Below are 16,195 nucleotides of genomic sequence, written 5' to 3' on the forward strand. Positions count from 1 at the left end.
GGGGACGCTTCCGCCCCGGTGGACGGCGCTCGGCGCGCCCCCGCCCCCGTACGCCCCTCAGTCCGCCTTCAGCAGGAACGACGTCTGCGCCTTCGTGAACCCGGGTGCCGCCACCTCCACCAGGTAGGTGCCGGCCTTGGCGGATCCCGCCGGAGGTGTGGCGCACTCGGGGGCGCTGGGCTTGCGGTTCCACTTCAGCGTGTAGGTGATGCTGGTGTCGGCGGGCGCCCGGAAGACCAGGTGGCCCGAGCCCTTGGGGCAGTCGGCGGAGGACCAGTAGTCGTCGTCGCTGCCGGCCTGCGTGATCGTCAACACCGCGCTCTTCGGGCCGAGATCGATCTTGCAGTCGTAGGCGGAGGTGTTCGCGGCGGTCAGCAGCAGGGTGGGCGTCTGGCCGGGCGAGTAGGTGTTGTGCAGGCTGCGTACGCTCAACCGCACCGCACTCGCGGAGCAGTTGGGCAGCGTGGAACCGCCCGCGACCGTGTCGCTGTCGCCGACCCCGACGCCGGAGCCGGTACCGGCCGCGCCGCCGCCCCCCGCACCTTCGGAACCTCCCGTTCCGGCACCGGAACCGCTTCCGTCCCCGGCGCTGCCCCCGGAACCGCCCGCCGAGCCGCCGGAGGATCCCGAACCGCCCCCGGAACCAGCCCCGCTGGAGCCCGCGCCGCTCGACTCGTCGCGTCCGCCCGGCGCTTGACTGATCGCGGGACCCGAACCCGACGGCCCCGCACTGATCGTGGGCGCGGGAGACTTGCCGTTCGACTGGTCGTCCTTCTTGCCGCCGCCACCGCCCGAGGTGACGATCCAGGTGATCAGCAGCGCCAACAAGGCGGCCACAGACACGAGTACGGCCCTCCGGCGCCAGTAGATGGAGGAGGGAAGCGGCCCGACAGGATTACGCAGAGATCCCACGGCGCAAACTGTACGAGAGATCGGCGCGTTCGCTTGCCACACCCGCCGCCGGGGGCTCAACTTTTCCGGATCATCATCCCGGTCCGCACATCGTCGGAGTTCGTGCGACGCACCGCGGGTGGCACGACGGCCCAACCACCCGCCGCCGTGGCAGGATCGAAGGCGCCATGACTGCGCCAACGAAGCCTCCGCACAGCAGCCCCGCCGACGGCCCCGCGGGGCCACCTCCCGGCGAGGGCCTCCACTCCCCCGTCATCGACTGGTTCGACGAGCACGCCAGGGAGCTGCCCTGGCGGCTCCCACAGGCCGGCGCCTGGGGGGTGATGGTCAGCGAGTTCATGCTCCAGCAGACCCCCGTCAGCCGCGTCCTGCCCGTCTACGAGCAGTGGCTGGCCCGCTGGCCGCGCCCCGCCGACCTGGCCAAGGAGGCCCCCGGCGAGGCGGTCCGCGCCTGGGGCCGGCTCGGCTACCCGCGCCGCGCCCTCAGACTGCACGGCGCCGCCGTCGCCATAACGGAACGGCACGGCGGCGACGTACCGACCGACCACTCCCAGCTCCTGGCGCTGCCCGGCATCGGGGAGTACACGGCCGCGGCGGTCGCCTCCTTCGCCTACGGCCAGCGGCACGCGGTGCTCGACACCAATGTCCGCCGGGTCTTCGCGCGCGCCGTCACCGGCGTCCAGTACCCGCCGAACGCCACCACCGCCGCCGAACGCAAGCTGGCCCGCGCCCTGTTGCCCGAGGACGAGAGCACGGCCTCGCGCTGGGCCGCCGCCTCGATGGAGCTCGGCGCGCTCGTGTGCACCGCCAAGAACGAGTCCTGCCACCGCTGTCCGATCGCCGTGCAGTGCGCCTGGCGGCTCGCGGGCAAGCCCGCGCACGAGGGTCCGCCGCGGCGGGGGCAGACGTACGCGGGCACCGACCGTCAGGTGCGGGGCAAGCTGCTCGCCGTGCTGCGCGAGGCCCATCGGCCCGTGCCGCAGGCGGTCCTGGACCGGGTGTGGCACGAGCCGGTGCAGCGCGCGCGAGCGCTCGACGGGCTCGTCTCGGACGGTCTCGTGGAGCCGCTGCCGGGCGGTCTGTATCGCCTTCCGTCGACGTAGGGCGCCGCAACCTCACGGCCCATCACAGCCCGCCTGCGCTCCAAATCCCCCTGAAACGCCGCACTTCGGTGCGCGTGCTTACCCCGTTCCTACGTTCGTTACACAACCGACGGACAGCCGATTGCCAGCCGCGGGCTGCTTCGGACAACGCCGTGACAACGCCTCCGTAGCTTCTTTCGCACAAGGAAGAAACCGACGGCGAGGGGCCGGTCGGGAACGGGGATCGGGAGGCGGTTGGCATGGCGCAGGGAGAGGTGCTCGAGTTCGAGGAGTACGTCCGCACCCGGCAGGACGCGCTGCTGCGCAGCGCCCGCCGGCTGGTCCCGGACCCGGTGGACGCCCAGGACCTGCTGCAGACGGCGCTGGTGCGGACGTACCACCGCTGGGACGGCATCGCGGACAAGCGCCTCGCCGACGCCTATCTGCGCCGGGTGATGATCAACACCCGTACCGAGTGGTGGCGCGCGCGGAAGCTGGAGGAGGTCCCGACCGAGCAGCTGCCGGACGCCTCGGTCGACGACTCCACCGAGCAGCACGCGGACCGCGCCCTGCTGATGGACATCATGAAGGTTCTGGCACCCAAGCAGCGAAGCGTCGTCGTCCTGCGACACTGGGAGCAGATGTCGACGGAGGAGACCGCCGCCGCCCTCGGAATGTCGGCGGGAACGGTCAAGAGCACGCTGCACCGGGCGCTCGCCCGGCTCCGTGAGGAGCTGGAGAGCCGCGATCTGGACGCACGTGCGCTGGAGCGTGGGGAGCAGGAGCGTTGCGCGGTCTGACGGACTCGGGCCGAGGGACCTTGCAGGCGGCGTTCACGGCGGTGGCCGTGCTCGCCGCCCTTGCCCTTTTCGTCTCCGCCTGCGCCACCGGCGGCACCGGCGCCCGTGACGAGGGCCCGGCGCACCCGGCCTCCGACTCGGTGGCGGGCGCGGCCGTCTCCCCCACGCCCAGCCCCTCGAAGGCCCCCGCACGGGTGGACGCGGTCAAGCTGGTCAAGGACGACCCGAGGGTCTCGGCGGAGGTCAAGCGCGATCTCAAGCCGTGCGTCGCCGACGAGTACCCGGTCGACGTGTCCTACGGCGAACTGACCGGAGGATCGTCCGACGACATAGTGGTGAATGTGCTGACCTGCGGTGACGCGGTCGGCCTCGGCTCGTATGTGTATCGCGAGGACGGCGGTCGGTACGAGAATGTGTTCAAGGCCGAGGAACCCCCGGTCTACGCGGAGATCGACCGCGGCGACCTGGTGGTGACCAAGCAGGTGTACGAGAAGGGTGACCCGGTGTCGAGTCCGTCCGGCGAGATCGTGACGACGTACAGCTGGACGGCGGGTCGCTTCCTCAAGCGGTACAACACGCGCAACGACTACAGCAACGCCGTCGGGGGCGGGGCGACGCCCTCGCCGTCGGCGGCGCAGTGAACCGTCCGGGCCGCTCGCACCGATCCACCGGCGGGGGCCGCCGGCCGCACGCACGCCACGACCCATACGAGAACTGAGAGCACCGGGATGGCAGACCAGACCCATGTCCTGTTCGTCGAGGACGACGACGTCATCCGCGAGGCCACCCAGCTCGCCCTGGAGCGGGACGGCTTCGCGGTCACCGCGATGCCCGACGGGCTGTCCGGCCTGGAGTCGTTCCGGGCGGACCGCCCCGACATCGCGCTGCTCGACGTCATGGTGCCCGGCCTCGACGGGGTGAGTCTGTGCCGCCGTATCCGCGACGAGTCGACCGTGCCGGTGATCATGCTCTCCGCCCGGGCCGACTCGATCGACGTCGTGCTGGGCCTGGAGGCGGGCGCCGACGACTATGTGACCAAGCCGTTCGACGGTGCCGTGCTGGTCGCCCGGATCCGTGCGGTGCTGCGGCGCTTCGGGCACGCGAGCGGCGGCGAGAAGGGCGACGAGGGGGACGCCGCGATGAGCGGCGGCGTGCTGACCTTCGGCGACCTGGAGATCGACACCGAGGGCATGGAGGTGCGCCGGGCCGGGCAGACGGTGGCGCTGACGCCGACCGAGATGCGGCTGCTGCTGGAGTTCTCCTCCGCGCCCGGCACGGTCCTCTCCCGCGACAAGCTGCTGGAGCGGGTGTGGGACTACGGCTGGGGCGGCGACACCCGCGTGGTGGACGTCCATGTCCAGCGGCTGCGTACGAAGATCGGCCAGGACCGGATCGAGACGGTCCGCGGCTTCGGCTACAAGTTGAAGGCCTGAGCGGGGACACCAGGGACATGCGGGGGACATTGGGGCGCCCGAGCAGTGCCGACGCGGCGGGCGGCACGGGCATCCGTACGGGCCTGAGGTGGAAGCTCAGCGCGGCCATCGCCCTGGTCGGCGCGCTGGTGGCGATCGCGCTCAGCCTGGTCGTGCACAACGCGGCCCGGGTCTCGATGCTGGACAACGCGCGCGATCTCGCCGACGAGCGCGTCCAGATCGCCCAGCGCAGCTACGAGCTGTCCAACCGGCCGAACTTCCCGAACGTCAAGCTCGACGACCCCCGGCTGCCCCCGGCGCTGCGGGCGAAGGTCCGGGAGGGCCGCCGGGCGACGTATGTGGCCGACGGACGCGACGGTGTGCCGGACATCTGGGCGGCCGTACCGGTCAAGGACGGGCACATCCTGTCGCTGCACACCGGCTTCACCGACCGCAGCACGGTCATCCTCAAGGACCTCGACCAGGCCCTGGTGATCGGCTCCATCGCGGTCGTCCTCGGCGGCAGCGCGCTGGGCGTGCTCATCGGCGGCCAGCTCTCGCGCCGGCTGCGCAAGGCGGCGGCCGCGGCCAACCAGGTCGCCAGGGGCGAGTCGGACGTACGGGTGCGGGACGCCATCGGCGGGGTCGTACGCGACGAGACCGACGATCTGGCGCGTGCCGTGGACGCCATGGCGGACGCCCTGCAGCAGCGTCTGGAGGCCGAGCGCCGGGTCACCGCGGACATCGCGCACGAGCTGCGCACCCCGGTCACCGGGCTGCTGACGGCGGCCGAACTGCTGCCGCCCGGGCGCCCCACCGAGCTGGTCCTGGACCGCGCGAAGGCCATGCGCACCCTGGTCGAGGACGTGCTGGAGGTGGCCCGCCTGGACGGGGCCTCCGAGCGGGCCGAGCTGCAGGACATCATCCTCGGCGAGTTCGTCTCCCGGCGGGTGGCGGCGAAGGACCCGGCCGTCGAGGTACGGGTGGTGCACGAGTCGATGGTGACGACCGATCCCCGGCGTCTTGAGCGGGTCCTGTTCAACCTCCTCGCCAACGCCACCCGGCACGGCAAGCCGCCGATCCAGGTCACCGTCGAGGGCCGCGTCATCCGCGTCCGCGACCACGGCCCCGGCTTCCCCGCCGACCTCCTCGCCGACGGCCCGAGCCGCTTCCGCACCGGCAGCACCGACCGCGCGGGCCACGGCCACGGCCTGGGCCTCACCATCGCCGCGGGCCAGGCCCGCGTCCTGGGCGCCCGCCTCACCTTCCGCAACATCCGCCCCGCAGGCGCCCCCGACGACGTCCCCTCGGAGGGCGCGGTAGCGGTCCTGTGGCTACCGGAACACGCCCCGACGAACACGGGCAGCTATCCGATGCTGCCGTAACCACTTCACCTACGCCCGCACACACGGTTCGGGCGCATGAAGAAGGCCCCCCGGGGCGGACACCATCCGGGGGGCCTTCGGCTCACGGTCGAAAGATCACACGGCTTCGACGACCGGCGCCGGTGCGCCCTCGTCCTCGCCCGTCTTGGGTGCGGCCGGTCCGGCCCCGCGCAGCGTGACCTCCTTCACGAACACCGCCGCGATCAGCGCGCCCACGGCCACGATCGAACCGAGCAGGAAGGCCGAGTGCACACCCGCGGACACCGCGTGCTGGTACGCCTCACGCGCCACGGCCGGCAGCTTCTCCAGGCTCTTCGCGTCCAGCTGCGCCGACTTCTCGGTGATCTTCGAGCCCAGCGAACCGGCCCGCTGGGACATGACGTCCTGGACCCGGTTGTTGAACAGCGCGCCCATGATCGCGACGCCGAAGGAGGAGCCGAGCGTACGGAACAGGGTGGTCGACGAGGAGGCGACGCCCATGTCCTTCATCTCGACGCTGTTCTGCGCGACCAGCATGGTGATCTGCATCAGGCAGCCCATGCCGAGACCGACCACGGCCATGAACACACCGGACGTGAACCGCGAGGTCCCCGTGTCCATCGTGGACAGCAGATACAGGCCGACGATCATCAGCGTGCTGCCGACGACCGGGAACACCTTGTACTTGCCGGTGTTCGTGGTCACCCGCCCGGCCACCATGGAGGTGACCAGCATCGCGCCGAGCATCGGCAGCAGCAGCAGACCGGAGTTGGTCGCGGACGCGCCCTGCACCGACTGCTGGTACAGCGGCAGGAACAGCGTCGCACCGAACATCACGAAGCCGGTGATGAAGCCGATGAGCGACATCAGCGTGAAGTTGCGGCTGCGGAAGATGTGCAGCGGTACGACCGGCTCGGCGGCCTTGGTCTGCCAGAACACGAACCCGATCAGGGAGGCCACGCCGATGCCGATGAGCTCCATGATCCGCGCGGACGTCCAGGCGTACTGCGTGCCGCCCCAGGTGGTGACCAGCACGATCGCGGTGATGCCGACGGTCAGCAGCACGACACCGAGGTAGTCGATGCCCGCCTTGGACCGCTTCTTCGGCAGGTGCAGCACCACGCTGATCAGACCGAACGCGAAGATTCCGAGCGGCAGGTTGATGTAGAACGACCAGCGCCAGCCCCAGTTGTCGGTGATGGTGCCGCCGACCAGCGGACCGCCGATCATCGCCAGCGCCATCACGCCGGCCATCATGCCCTGGTACTTGCCGCGCTCACGCGGCGGGATCAGGTCGCCGATGATCGCCATGACGCCGACCATCAGACCGCCGGCGCCGAGGCCCTGCACGGCCCGGAAGCCGATGAGCTGGCCCATGTTCTGGGCCATGCCGCTGAGCGCGGACCCGATCAGGAAGATCACGATCGAGGTCATGAAGGTGGCCTTGCGGCCGTACATGTCACCGAGCTTGCCCCAGATCGGGGTGGCCGCCGCGGTGGCCAGTGTGTACGCCGTCACCACCCACGACAGATGCTCCAGTCCGCCGAGCTCGCCCACGATCGTCGGCATCGCCGTACCCACGATCATGTTGTCGAGCATCGCGAGCATCATGGTGATCATGAGCGCGAGCAGGACGACCCGTACGCTCCTCGGTTTCTTGTCCGGCTTGGCCTCGTTTTTGTCTGGCTTGGTCTCGACCGTCTGTGTGTCCGCCATGGTGCCCACTCCCCTGAAAACTCTTGAAACTTCCCGCATCCCCCCGGGTCAGCCACTTACTTGCCGCCCGGCTAGCTGTCTACACTGGGAGAAGTTAGACTACTTACTTGCCGGGCGTCAAGTAAGTTTTCTAGTCGGGCGGCAAGTAAGTTTCCGTGTGAGCGCGAGGAGTACGAGGATGGGCGTCACCATGGACGGCACCAAACAGCAGCGCCGCGGAAACACGCGCCAGCGCATCCAGGACGTGGCCCTCGAACTCTTCGCGGAGCAGGGCTACGAGAAGACGTCCCTGCGCGAGATCGCCGAGCGCCTCGATGTCACCAAGGCCGCGCTGTACTACCACTTCAAGACCAAGGAAGAGATCCTCGTCAGCATCTTCGAGGATCTGTCCGAGCCGATAGTGGGCCTGATCGAGTGGGGCAAGGCGCAGCCGCAGACGCTGGAGACCAAGCAGGAGATCATCCGCCGCTACAGCGAGACGCTGGCGGGCGCGACCCCGCTCTTCCGCTTCATGCAGGAGAACCAGGCGACGGTGAAGGAACTGCGCATCGGCGAGATATTCCGCAATCGCATGATGGGCATGCGCGACATCCTCATCGACCCGGACTCCGAGCTGATCGACCAGGTGCGCTGCGTCAGCGCGATGTTCACGCTGCACGCCGGGATGTTCGCCCTCAACGACCTGGAGGGCGACCCCGAGATCAAGCGCAAGGCCGTGCTCGAGGTCGCCACCGATCTGGTGACCCAGGCGCACCGGGCCACCAACTCGCCGTAGGCGAAGGCGTACTAGAGGCTCAGGCCCTTGGCCCGCAGGAAGGAGACCGGGTCGATGGCCGAGCCGTAGTTCGGGGTCTTGCGGATCTCGAAGTGCAGGTGGGGGCCGCTGGTGTTGCCGGTGTTGCCGGACAGCGCTATGTGCTGGCCGGTGGCGACGACCTGGCCGATGTGCACGTCGATGCGCGACAGGTGGGCGTACTGCGAGTAGGTCCCGTTGCCGTGCTTGATGACGATGGCGTTGCCGTACGCGGGGCCGTCGCCGGCGCCGTTGCCGCCGGCCTTGACGACGGTGCCGCCGTGCGCGGCGACGACGTTGGTGCCGGTCGGCACGGCGAAGTCCTGCCCGCTGTGCTTGTGCATCCACATGCCGCCGGCCTGGTCGAACTTCGCGGTCAGCGAGTACTTCTTGACCGGGTGCATCCAGGAGGCGGCCTTCTTGGCGGCCGCGGCCTTCTTGGCGGCGGCCTTCTTCTTCGCGACCGCCTGCGCCTTCGCCTTCGCGACGGCGGCGGACTTGGCGGCCTTGGCCTGCGCGGCGGCCTGCGCCTCTACGGCACTCGCGGTGCTGGAGGCGGACGAGACATCGGCAGCGGCCGCGACCCCGGCACCCAGCACGACCGATGCCCCCAGTCCTGCGGCCAGAACGGCGGCACGGGTGCGGAGCTGGGACGTACGGGTGAAGCGGGACGTGACACGCGAAGACATAGCAACCCTCGGGGAGTCGGGGACAGAAAAAGTCCACCCGACACACATGCGGCGGCCGGGTGGGCCATTCCTTGGTAACCCGGGGACCCGCCCAACCCAAAACATGTGATCTACGACGGAAGCTAGTACTTCACCCCATTACTCACCGTTAAAATCCCTTTTGCCATACCCACACATCCACTATTCCGTGTAGTAACGGACAATTCGCCTGTGCCGCATGTCACCGGGCTCCGGATTTCAACCGCCCGATGTGCAGCGGAACTTGTGATGCACGTCTCTGGCTACCTACCCCTCGGTAACCCTACGGTTCCTCTCGTGCCACCCTCGCCACCGAACATGCACCAGACAACGGCATACGGACGAGAGGACCCCCCACCCATGACAGGACGACGCCCCTGGGCACGCCGTGCAGTGGTCGCCGCAGTCTCCAGCGCTGCCCTGGTGGCACTGGCCGCCCCCGCGGACGCGGCGACGAGCAGCGAGGACGTCGATTACGCGACCTGGCAGAAGGACTGCCAGGCGGTGATGGACCAGGCCCTGCCCTATCTGAAGCAGCGCATCGCCGCGGCCACGCCGGGCGAGAAGCAGGCGATCGTCTTCGACGTCGACAACACCACGCTGGAGACCGACTTCGGCTTCAGCTACCCGCAGCCGGCCAACAAACCGGTCCTGAACGTCGCCGAGTACGCCCAGGACCACGGCGTCTCGATCTTCTTCGTCACCGCACGCCCGGGCATCATCGAGGCCCCCACCGAGTGGAACCTCGAACACGACGGCTACGAGGTCTCCGGCCTCTACGTCCGCGGCCTGTTCGACCTCTTCAAGGACGTCGCCGCCTACAAGACCGCCCAGCGCGTCGACATCGAGAACAAGGGCTACGACATCATCGCCAACATCGGCAACAGCACCACCGACCTGTCGGGCGGCCACGCCGAGAAGACGTTCAAACTCCCGGACTACGACGGCCAGTTGTCGTAACCCCGCCCCCGCGGACATACGAGAGGGGCCGGCGCCCGAAGGCACCGGCCCCTCTCCTCAGCGCTGTCCCCGAAGGGTCACGCCTCCTTGCTCAGATTCGGCCCGGCCCCGCCGGCCGCCTGCTCGATCGGCGGAACGTCCGGCAGTGCCGACTTCTCCTCGCCGCGGAAGGTGAAGGTCTGGGCCTCGCCCTCGCCCTCGGTGTCCACGACCACGATGTGGCCGGGACGCAGCTCGCCGAAGAGGATCTTCTCCGAGAGCGAGTCCTCGACCTCGCGCTGGATGGTGCGACGCAGCGGACGCGCACCCAGCACCGGGTCGTAACCCTTCTTGGACAGCAGCTCCTTGGCGGACTGGGAGAGCTCGATGCCCATGTCCCGGTCCTTCAGGCGCTCGTCGACCTTGCCGATCATCAGGTCGACGATCTTGAGGATGTCCTCCTGCGTCAGCTGCGGGAAGACGACCACGTCGTCGACGCGGTTGAGGAACTCGGGACGGAAGTGCTGCTTGAGCTCGTCCGACACCTTGTTCTTCATGCGCTCGTAGTTGGACTTCTTGTCACCCGAGGCCGCGAAGCCGAGGTTGAAGCCCTTGGAGATGTCCCGGGTGCCGAGGTTGGTCGTCATGATGATGACCGTGTTCTTGAAGTCCACGACCCGGCCCTGGGAGTCGGTCAGGCGACCGTCCTCCAGGATCTGCAGCAGCGAGTTGAAGATGTCCGGGTGGGCCTTCTCGACCTCGTCGAACAGCACGACGGAGAACGGCTTGCGGCGGACCTTCTCGGTCAGCTGGCCGCCCTCTTCGTAGCCCACGTAGCCGGGAGGCGAGCCGAACAGGCGCGAGACCGTGTGCTTCTCGCTGAACTCCGACATGTCGAGGGAGATCAGCGCGTCCTCGTCACCGAAGAGGAACTCCGCGAGGGCCTTGGACAGCTCGGTCTTACCGACACCGGACGGGCCGGCGAAGATGAACGAACCACCGGGGCGCTTCGGGTCCTTCAGACCGGCACGCGTACGGCGGATCGCCTTCGACAGCGCCTTGACGGCGTCGACCTGGCCGATGACCCGCTTGTGGAGCTCGTCCTCCATGCGCAGCAGACGCGAGGACTCCTCCTCGGTCAGCTTGAAGACCGGGATGCCGGTGGCGGTCGCGAGGACCTCGGCGATCAGCTCGCCGTCGACCTCGGCGACGACGTCCATGTCGCCGGCCTTCCACTCCTTCTCGCGCTTGGCCTTGGCGGCCAGGAGCTGCTTCTCCTTGTCACGCAGCGAGGCGGCCTTCTCGAAGTCCTGCGAGTCGATCGCGGACTCCTTGTCGCGGCGCACGCCCGCGATCTTCTCGTCGAACTCGCGCAGGTCCGGCGGCGCGGTCATCCGGCGGATGCGCATCCTGGAGCCGGCCTCGTCGATCAGGTCGATCGCCTTGTCCGGCAGGAAGCGGTCCGAGATGTACCGGTCGGCCAGGGTGGCGGCCTGGACGAGGGCCTCGTCGGTGATGGAGACGCGGTGGTGGGCCTCGTAGCGGTCGCGCAGACCCTTGAGGATCTCGATCGTGTGCGGCAGGGACGGCTCGGCGACCTGGATGGGCTGGAAGCGGCGCTCGAGGGCCGCGTCCTTCTCCAGGTGCTTGCGGTACTCGTCCAGCGTCGTCGCGCCGATGGTCTGCAGCTCACCGCGGGCCAGCATCGGCTTCAGGATCGAGGCGGCGTCGATGGCGCCCTCGGCGGCACCCGCACCGACCAGCGTGTGCAGCTCGTCGATGAACAGGATGATGTCGCCGCGGGTGCGGATCTCCTTGAGCACCTTCTTCAGGCGCTCCTCGAAGTCACCGCGGTAGCGGGAGCCGGCGACCAGTGCGCCGAGGTCCAGGGTGTAGAGGTGCTTGTCCTTGAGGGTCTCGGGCACCTCGCCCTTGACGATGGCCTGGGCGAGGCCCTCGACGACGGCGGTCTTGCCGACGCCGGGCTCGCCGATGAGCACCGGGTTGTTCTTCGTACGGCGGGAGAGCACCTGCATGACCCGCTCGATCTCCTTCTCGCGCCCGATGACCGGGTCGAGCTTGGACTCACGAGCGGCCTGGGTGAGGTTCCGGCCGAACTGGTCGAGGACCAGGGACGTCGAGGGCGTGCCCTCGGCAGGCCCGCCGGCGGCGGCGGTCTCCTTGCCCTGGTAGCCGGAGAGCAGCTGGATGACCTGCTGCCGCACCCGGTTGAGATCGGCGCCCAGCTTCACGAGGACCTGGGCGGCGACGCCCTCGCCCTCGCGGATCAGGCCGAGCAGGATGTGCTCCGTGCCGATGTAGTTGTGGCCCAGCTGAAGGGCCTCGCGGAGCGACAGCTCCAGGACCTTCTTGGCACGGGGGGTGAAGGGGATGTGCCCGGACGGGGCCTGCTGGCCCTGGCCGATGATCTCCTCCACCTGCTGGCGGACCGCCTCGAGCGAAATCCCGAGGCTCTCAAGGGCCTTGGCGGCGACACCCTCACCCTCGTGGATCAGGCCCAGGAGGATGTGCTCGGTGCCGATGTAGTTGTGGTTGAGCATCCGGGCTTCTTCCTGAGCCAGGACGACAACCCGCCGCGCGCGGTCGGTGAACCTCTCGAACATCGTTAATCGCTCCTCAGAGCGGTCAGGCAGTGGGGGGAACTTCCCCTCCCTGTCCTTCCGCAGCTTAGTCCCGCAAGCGGGGACCGCTCATTCCAACTGCCGACACCGGTGCGAGAACCAACACTGCCTCCTGACCCCGAACGCCGACATCTGCTCCAACCCGATGGTGCGAGACGATGTTCCCGCAGGCCAGACAGTTACCTCCACCATCAGTACGCCGATGGCGAACGCGAGACGTCCCGTCCTGCGTGTCGCCCCCTCCCACTAGGGATGTCTTACCCGCCGTCACTGACACTCCATGCCGCGCGGCCCGGTTCCCTCCGCTACGGGCGAACAACCTTGCACCACCCCGCGCCCCCTCACGCCCCCGATTTCGGCACTCAGCGCGTTCAGCGGACCACCCAGCGTAACTCGGGGGCTGTTCGGACGGTTGCACTTGGCATGGTTGGCACCCTCCTCACGGTCCCGCTCCCCCGTCGGCCGCTCGATCACCCCGATCCGGTCCGCGGGTGGTACGAGAACGAACTGGGCTGGGCGACGGTGCCCGCACCCGCGCAGCGCCCCGTGGATCCGGTACGGCTGCGGGTGGGCGAGCGCTTCGACGTCCTGGACGTCCCGGCCGAGGCGGGCCGGGCGGCTCTGCGTCATCTCGCGCAGGCCTCTCCGGTGGCGCTGCAGGGCGACCGGATGCGGCTGCTGGTGGCGGCGGGCAGCGCAGAGGAGCTGCCGGGGCTGCTGGAATGGCTGGAGTGGGGCGCGCTCGCGCTGGATCTGGCCGTGACCGGCGAGGGCGGCGTCATGGACGCGCCGCTGCCCCTCGGGAGCGGGCCGGCCGGTCTACGGCCTCCGGGCGACCCGGGCGCCCTGCAGGGGGCCGCCGTATGGCTGCGACCCCCCGAGCCTGGGTGCGAGGTCGAGGCCTCGCTGCCGACGCTGTCGGCCGTGGGGGGCGGTGGGGGCGCCCCCGACCTCGTACGACTCGTGGACACGGTGGCGACGCAGTGCCACCGGCTGCGGCTGCGGCGCACGGACCTCCGCCCATTGCGCCTGCCGTAATGGGCGATCAGGCGTTTGCCTTCTCATAGGCCTCGCGGATGGACGCGGGAACACGGCCGCGGTCGTTGACCTCGTATCCGTTCTCCTTCGCCCAGGCGCGGATCTGCGCGGTGTCCTGGCTGCCGCCGGAAGCGGCGCGGGCCTTTCCACGCCCGCCCGAAGCACGACCTCCGGTACGCCGACCACCCTTCACGTAAGGCTCGAGAAGGCCACGGAGCTTGTCCGCATTGGCAGTCGTGAGATCGATCTCGTACGTCTTGCCGTCCAACGCGAACGTAACGGTCTCGTCCGCCTCGCCGCCGTCGAGGTCGTCGACAAGAAGGACCTGAACCTTCTGTGCCACCGGATTTCCTTTCATCGATAACTTGAGGACCTGGGGTCTGCGGCGTCCGCCGTTTCGCCGTCCCCTGTTATATGCAGTACTGCAGTACGTCGGAAAGCAAACCGCTTTTGCCGGAAAAACACAAACCCTTCGGAGAGACCGGCCTCGGGACGGACTGCGGGACCGAGTTGGGGACCAAGCTCGAGAGGGACACGGCACCCCGACCGGAAACGTGCGCGTTTCGGACATAGGGAACCTGGGCACGCCCGCGGAATACACCGCGGTCATCGGCGATCACAGATGCAGAAGCATCCGGCTGTTGCCCAAGGTGTTCGGTTTCACCCGTTCGAGACCGAGGAACTCCGCTACGCCCTCGTCATAGGAACGCAGTAGCTCCGCGTAGACATCGGTGTCGACGGGTGTCTCTCCGATCTCGACGAAGCCGTGCTTGGCGAAGAAGTCCACTTCGAAGGTCAGACAGAAAACGCGTCGAACGCCCAGCCAGCGCGCGGTGTGCAGCAACTTCTGCAGCAACTGGTGCCCGACGCCGGCGCCCTTCAGGCCGGGCTTGACCGCGAGAGTGCGGACTTCCGCGAGGTCTTCCCACATCACGTGCAGCGCGCCGCAGCCGACCACCTCGGCGTTGTCGTCACGTTCGGCGACCCAGAACTCCTGGATGTCCTCGTAAAGCGTCACCGTTGCTTTGTCGAGCAGGATGCGGCCGCGGACGTAGGTGTCAAGGAGACGGCGCACCGCCGCGACATCGCCGGTACGGGCCCGCCGGACAGTGATGGCTTTAGCACTGACTTCGGGCTCTTCGGGGCCTACACGACTCTCTGCTGACATGTGCGGACGCTATCGCCCGTCACCCTCCCGCGCCGAGCCGGGGTTCTCACCGGCACTTTCGCCGGCGGTATCGGAGGGAGCTTGGGAAGTTTCCGGGCCTTGCACCATGCGTACGGCGTCTCTGAGGGCCAGGCGCTGTTCCTCGCTCATCATCCCGAAGAAGGCGACGAGGGCGGCTGCCGGGTTGTCGCTCTGCGCCCAGGCGTCGTTCATCAGTGCCGCCGCGTAGGCGGCGCGGGTGGAGACGGCCTCATATCGATAGGCCCTGCCTTCTGCCTCTCGGCGCACCCAGCCCTTCTGATGGAGATTGTCCAAAACGGTCATCACCGTGGTGTATGCGATGGACCGTTCCTGCTGAAGATCTTCCAGGACTTCTCGGACGGTCACCGGGCGGTTCCACTTCCACACCCGCGTCATGACCGCGTCTTCGAGTTCTCCCAATGGGCGAGGCACAGTTCAGCACAATAGTGGGAGATGTCTCCATTCGCGTGCCGGACGGGCACATGCATCAGCAAATGGGGACAAAAAGGCCGTAGCCGGGGAGGAGTCAGCCGTCGGTCTTCGCGGAGCCCTGGCGGGCGCCCTCCGCGCGCGCGATCGCGGCGTCGACGGCCGCGTCCTCCTTGGCCTTGTTGGCCCCGCCCTGGGTCTTGATCATCACCCTGATCACGCCGATGAAGAACACGGCCATGACGACCGGCGGCACGAGCGCGGAGAAATAGTCCATGCCTTCCAGAGTAGCCACGGGCCGAAGGGGCGGACGGGGCGGGGTTGGGGGATTCCTGGCGGTACGGGCCCCGTCAGCCCGCGGCGAGGTGCCGGCGCTGCCCGGAGGCGGGCGGCGGGGTGGGCTTCCGGCGCGGGAAGACCTCGCCCGGGGTCGGGATCGGGCGGGCCGGCTTCGGCTCGGCCGGGGCGGGCGACGGCTTGGGGGCGGCGGGCTTGCGGGCGGGTTCCGTCTCGGGCTTCTTCGCGGGATCCCGCTCCTTGGCCGCGGCGGGCTCCGCTCCCGCGCCCTTCAGGCCGCCGGGAAGGGCCGTGAGGCGGCTGCGGGCGGCGGGGACGGTCGGGAGGGCCCTGCGGGCCGGACCGTGCGCGAGAGGGGCGCGTGCGTCCTGTTCCGCGAGCATGCGGCAGCGTCCCAGGAGGACGGAGGCGGCCGGGTTGCCGCGCAGGGCCCTCAGGGCGGCGAGATCGTCGGTCTGCGGGCGGTATCCGGCCCCCAGCGCCTCCTCCAGGAGCGTGAGATAGCCGGTCGCCGTGCCGGGCAGGGCGGTGCGGTAGCGCGCGAGGTCGGCCAGCAGGAAGGCGCGCAGCCGGGCGCCCTCACGCATCGCCTCGTCCAGGGACTCGGCGAGGCGCAGGCAGTCCCTGACGTCCTCTGCGGGCGTGGGGCCGGGCTTGAGGGCGAGGGCGAGAGCGCGGCGGAGCACACGCAGCTCCTCCGCGCCGAACGCCATGCCGCCGCGGGATCCGTATGGCGTGGGCATGCGGCGACACTACGCGCTAATCAGACAAACTTGACATAACGGGCGGGTGTGGCGCGAGCGCGCCACCCGGTTGGTCCGCGGGGTCTGGTTAGTCCGCGGGGCCTGGCTGGTCCGCGGGGCCTGGCTGGTCCG

Annotated in this window: 17 protein-coding genes; 8 read left to right on the forward strand and 9 right to left on the reverse strand. The window is 69.2% G+C overall.

The window, feature by feature from the left end; all coding sequences use genetic code 11:
- Positions 1–57: 57 nt before the first annotated feature.
- Positions 58–912, reverse strand: coding sequence for a hypothetical protein (locus JYK17_RS35625; RefSeq protein ID WP_222812021.1), 855 nt, complete (start codon positions 910–912; stop codon positions 58–60).
- A 167-nt stretch (positions 913–1,079) separates the two neighbouring features.
- On the opposite strand from JYK17_RS35625, the gene JYK17_RS35630 reads away from it, so the two are divergent.
- From JYK17_RS35630 to cseC, 5 genes are all read left to right on the forward strand, one after another.
- The gene (locus JYK17_RS35630; RefSeq protein ID WP_128802614.1) at positions 1,080–2,015 is read left to right on the forward strand and encodes an HhH-GPD family protein; all 936 of its coding nucleotides are present in this window, start codon (positions 1,080–1,082) and stop codon (positions 2,013–2,015) included.
- A 239-nt stretch (positions 2,016–2,254) separates the two neighbouring features.
- Positions 2,255–2,794 carry a SigE family RNA polymerase sigma factor gene (locus tag JYK17_RS35635; RefSeq protein WP_108011029.1) on the forward strand — a complete coding sequence of 180 codons (540 nt, stop codon included), beginning with the start codon at positions 2,255–2,257 and terminating at the stop codon, positions 2,792–2,794.
- The gene (locus JYK17_RS35640) at positions 2,782–3,435 is read left to right on the forward strand and encodes a hypothetical protein (protein ID WP_108011027.1); all 654 of its coding nucleotides are present in this window, start codon (positions 2,782–2,784) and stop codon (positions 3,433–3,435) included. The genes JYK17_RS35635 and JYK17_RS35640 overlap by 13 nt, the downstream gene beginning before the upstream one ends.
- Positions 3,436–3,522: 87 nt before the next feature.
- Positions 3,523–4,227, forward strand: a complete 705-nt coding sequence (gene cseB / locus JYK17_RS35645) for a two-component system response regulator CseB (RefSeq protein WP_108011025.1) — start codon at positions 3,523–3,525, stop codon at positions 4,225–4,227.
- Entirely contained in the window at positions 4,224–5,591 is a 1,368-nt protein-coding gene (gene cseC, locus JYK17_RS35650; protein ID WP_372465368.1) for a two-component system sensor histidine kinase CseC, read from the forward strand. The genes cseB and cseC overlap by 4 nt, the downstream gene beginning before the upstream one ends.
- Positions 5,592–5,687: 96 nt before the next feature.
- Here the strand turns inward: cseC and JYK17_RS35655 are convergent, their stop codons facing one another.
- The gene (locus tag JYK17_RS35655; protein ID WP_108011147.1) at positions 5,688–7,286 is read right to left on the reverse strand and encodes an MDR family MFS transporter; all 1,599 of its coding nucleotides are present in this window, start codon (positions 7,284–7,286) and stop codon (positions 5,688–5,690) included.
- Positions 7,287–7,464: 178 nt separating this feature from the next.
- Between JYK17_RS35655 and JYK17_RS35660 the strand changes: the two genes are divergently transcribed.
- Positions 7,465–8,061 carry a TetR/AcrR family transcriptional regulator gene (locus JYK17_RS35660; protein ID WP_128802613.1) on the forward strand — a complete coding sequence of 199 codons (597 nt, stop codon included), beginning with the start codon at positions 7,465–7,467 and terminating at the stop codon, positions 8,059–8,061.
- Between the two features lie 11 nt (positions 8,062–8,072).
- On the opposite strand, the gene JYK17_RS35665 is transcribed toward JYK17_RS35660, so the two are convergent.
- Positions 8,073–8,768: a M23 family metallopeptidase gene (locus JYK17_RS35665; protein WP_128802612.1), complete on the reverse strand. Its 696-nt coding sequence runs from the start codon at positions 8,766–8,768 to the stop codon at positions 8,073–8,075.
- Between the two features lie 378 nt (positions 8,769–9,146).
- Between JYK17_RS35665 and JYK17_RS35670 the strand changes: the two genes are divergently transcribed.
- The gene (locus tag JYK17_RS35670) at positions 9,147–9,746 is read left to right on the forward strand and encodes an HAD family acid phosphatase (protein WP_108011017.1); all 600 of its coding nucleotides are present in this window, start codon (positions 9,147–9,149) and stop codon (positions 9,744–9,746) included.
- A gap of 77 nt (positions 9,747–9,823) precedes the next feature.
- On the opposite strand, the gene JYK17_RS35675 is transcribed toward JYK17_RS35670, so the two are convergent.
- The gene (locus JYK17_RS35675) at positions 9,824–12,349 is read right to left on the reverse strand and encodes an ATP-dependent Clp protease ATP-binding subunit (RefSeq protein ID WP_108011015.1); all 2,526 of its coding nucleotides are present in this window, start codon (positions 12,347–12,349) and stop codon (positions 9,824–9,826) included.
- Positions 12,350–12,790: 441 nt separating this feature from the next.
- On the opposite strand from JYK17_RS35675, the gene JYK17_RS35680 reads away from it, so the two are divergent.
- Entirely contained in the window at positions 12,791–13,405 is a 615-nt protein-coding gene (locus tag JYK17_RS35680; protein ID WP_222812022.1) for an SCO3374 family protein, read from the forward strand.
- A gap of 7 nt (positions 13,406–13,412) precedes the next feature.
- Here the strand turns inward: JYK17_RS35680 and JYK17_RS35685 are convergent, their stop codons facing one another.
- The 5 genes from JYK17_RS35685 to JYK17_RS35705 form a co-directional block, all read right to left on the reverse strand.
- Entirely contained in the window at positions 13,413–13,748 is a 336-nt protein-coding gene (locus JYK17_RS35685) for a histone-like nucleoid-structuring protein Lsr2 (protein WP_007498879.1), read from the reverse strand.
- Positions 13,749–14,021: 273 nt separating this feature from the next.
- A complete protein-coding gene (locus JYK17_RS35690; RefSeq protein ID WP_108011011.1) occupies positions 14,022–14,573 on the reverse strand; it encodes an amino-acid N-acetyltransferase in 552 nt (183 codons plus the stop codon).
- Between the two features lie 9 nt (positions 14,574–14,582).
- Positions 14,583–15,014 (reverse strand): BlaI/MecI/CopY family transcriptional regulator, encoded by a 432-nt coding sequence (locus tag JYK17_RS35695; RefSeq protein ID WP_108011009.1) that lies wholly within the window; start codon positions 15,012–15,014, stop codon positions 14,583–14,585.
- A gap of 106 nt (positions 15,015–15,120) precedes the next feature.
- Complete coding sequence (locus JYK17_RS35700) at positions 15,121–15,300, reverse strand: hypothetical protein (RefSeq protein ID WP_108011007.1); 180 nt, start codon at positions 15,298–15,300, stop codon at positions 15,121–15,123.
- A 73-nt stretch (positions 15,301–15,373) separates the two neighbouring features.
- Positions 15,374–16,033: a hypothetical protein gene (locus JYK17_RS35705; RefSeq protein ID WP_222812023.1), complete on the reverse strand. Its 660-nt coding sequence runs from the start codon at positions 16,031–16,033 to the stop codon at positions 15,374–15,376.
- Positions 16,034–16,195: the final 162 nt, after the last annotated feature.

Source organism: Streptomyces plumbidurans (assembly GCF_019857225.1).
Taxonomy (GTDB): Bacteria; Actinomycetota; Actinomycetes; order Streptomycetales; family Streptomycetaceae; genus Streptomyces; species Streptomyces plumbidurans.

Bases quoted from the DNA above. Each gene is read 5' to 3' on its own strand.
- cseB (WP_108011025.1), top strand. From the start codon at position 3,523: ATGGCAGACCAGACCCATGTCCTGTTCGTCGAGGACGACGACGTCATC.
- JYK17_RS35670 (WP_108011017.1), top strand. From the start codon at position 9,147: ATGACAGGACGACGCCCCTGGGCACGCCGTGCAGTGGTCGCCGCAGTC.
- JYK17_RS35680 (WP_222812022.1), top strand. From the start codon at position 12,791: ATGGTTGGCACCCTCCTCACGGTCCCGCTCCCCCGTCGGCCGCTCGAT.
- JYK17_RS35690 (WP_108011011.1), bottom strand. From the start codon at position 14,573: ATGTCAGCAGAGAGTCGTGTAGGCCCCGAAGAGCCCGAAGTCAGTGCT.
- JYK17_RS35675 (WP_108011015.1), bottom strand. From the start codon at position 12,349: ATGTTCGAGAGGTTCACCGACCGCGCGCGGCGGGTTGTCGTCCTGGCT.
- JYK17_RS35700 (WP_108011007.1), bottom strand. From the start codon at position 15,300: ATGGACTATTTCTCCGCGCTCGTGCCGCCGGTCGTCATGGCCGTGTTC.
- JYK17_RS35665 (WP_128802612.1), bottom strand. From the start codon at position 8,768: ATGTCTTCGCGTGTCACGTCCCGCTTCACCCGTACGTCCCAGCTCCGC.
- JYK17_RS35660 (WP_128802613.1), top strand. From the start codon at position 7,465: ATGGGCGTCACCATGGACGGCACCAAACAGCAGCGCCGCGGAAACACG.
- JYK17_RS35705 (WP_222812023.1), bottom strand. From the start codon at position 16,033: ATGGCGTTCGGCGCGGAGGAGCTGCGTGTGCTCCGCCGCGCTCTCGCC.
- JYK17_RS35630 (WP_128802614.1), top strand. From the start codon at position 1,080: ATGACTGCGCCAACGAAGCCTCCGCACAGCAGCCCCGCCGACGGCCCC.
- JYK17_RS35635 (WP_108011029.1), top strand. From the start codon at position 2,255: ATGGCGCAGGGAGAGGTGCTCGAGTTCGAGGAGTACGTCCGCACCCGG.
- JYK17_RS35655 (WP_108011147.1), bottom strand. From the start codon at position 7,286: ATGGCGGACACACAGACGGTCGAGACCAAGCCAGACAAAAACGAGGCC.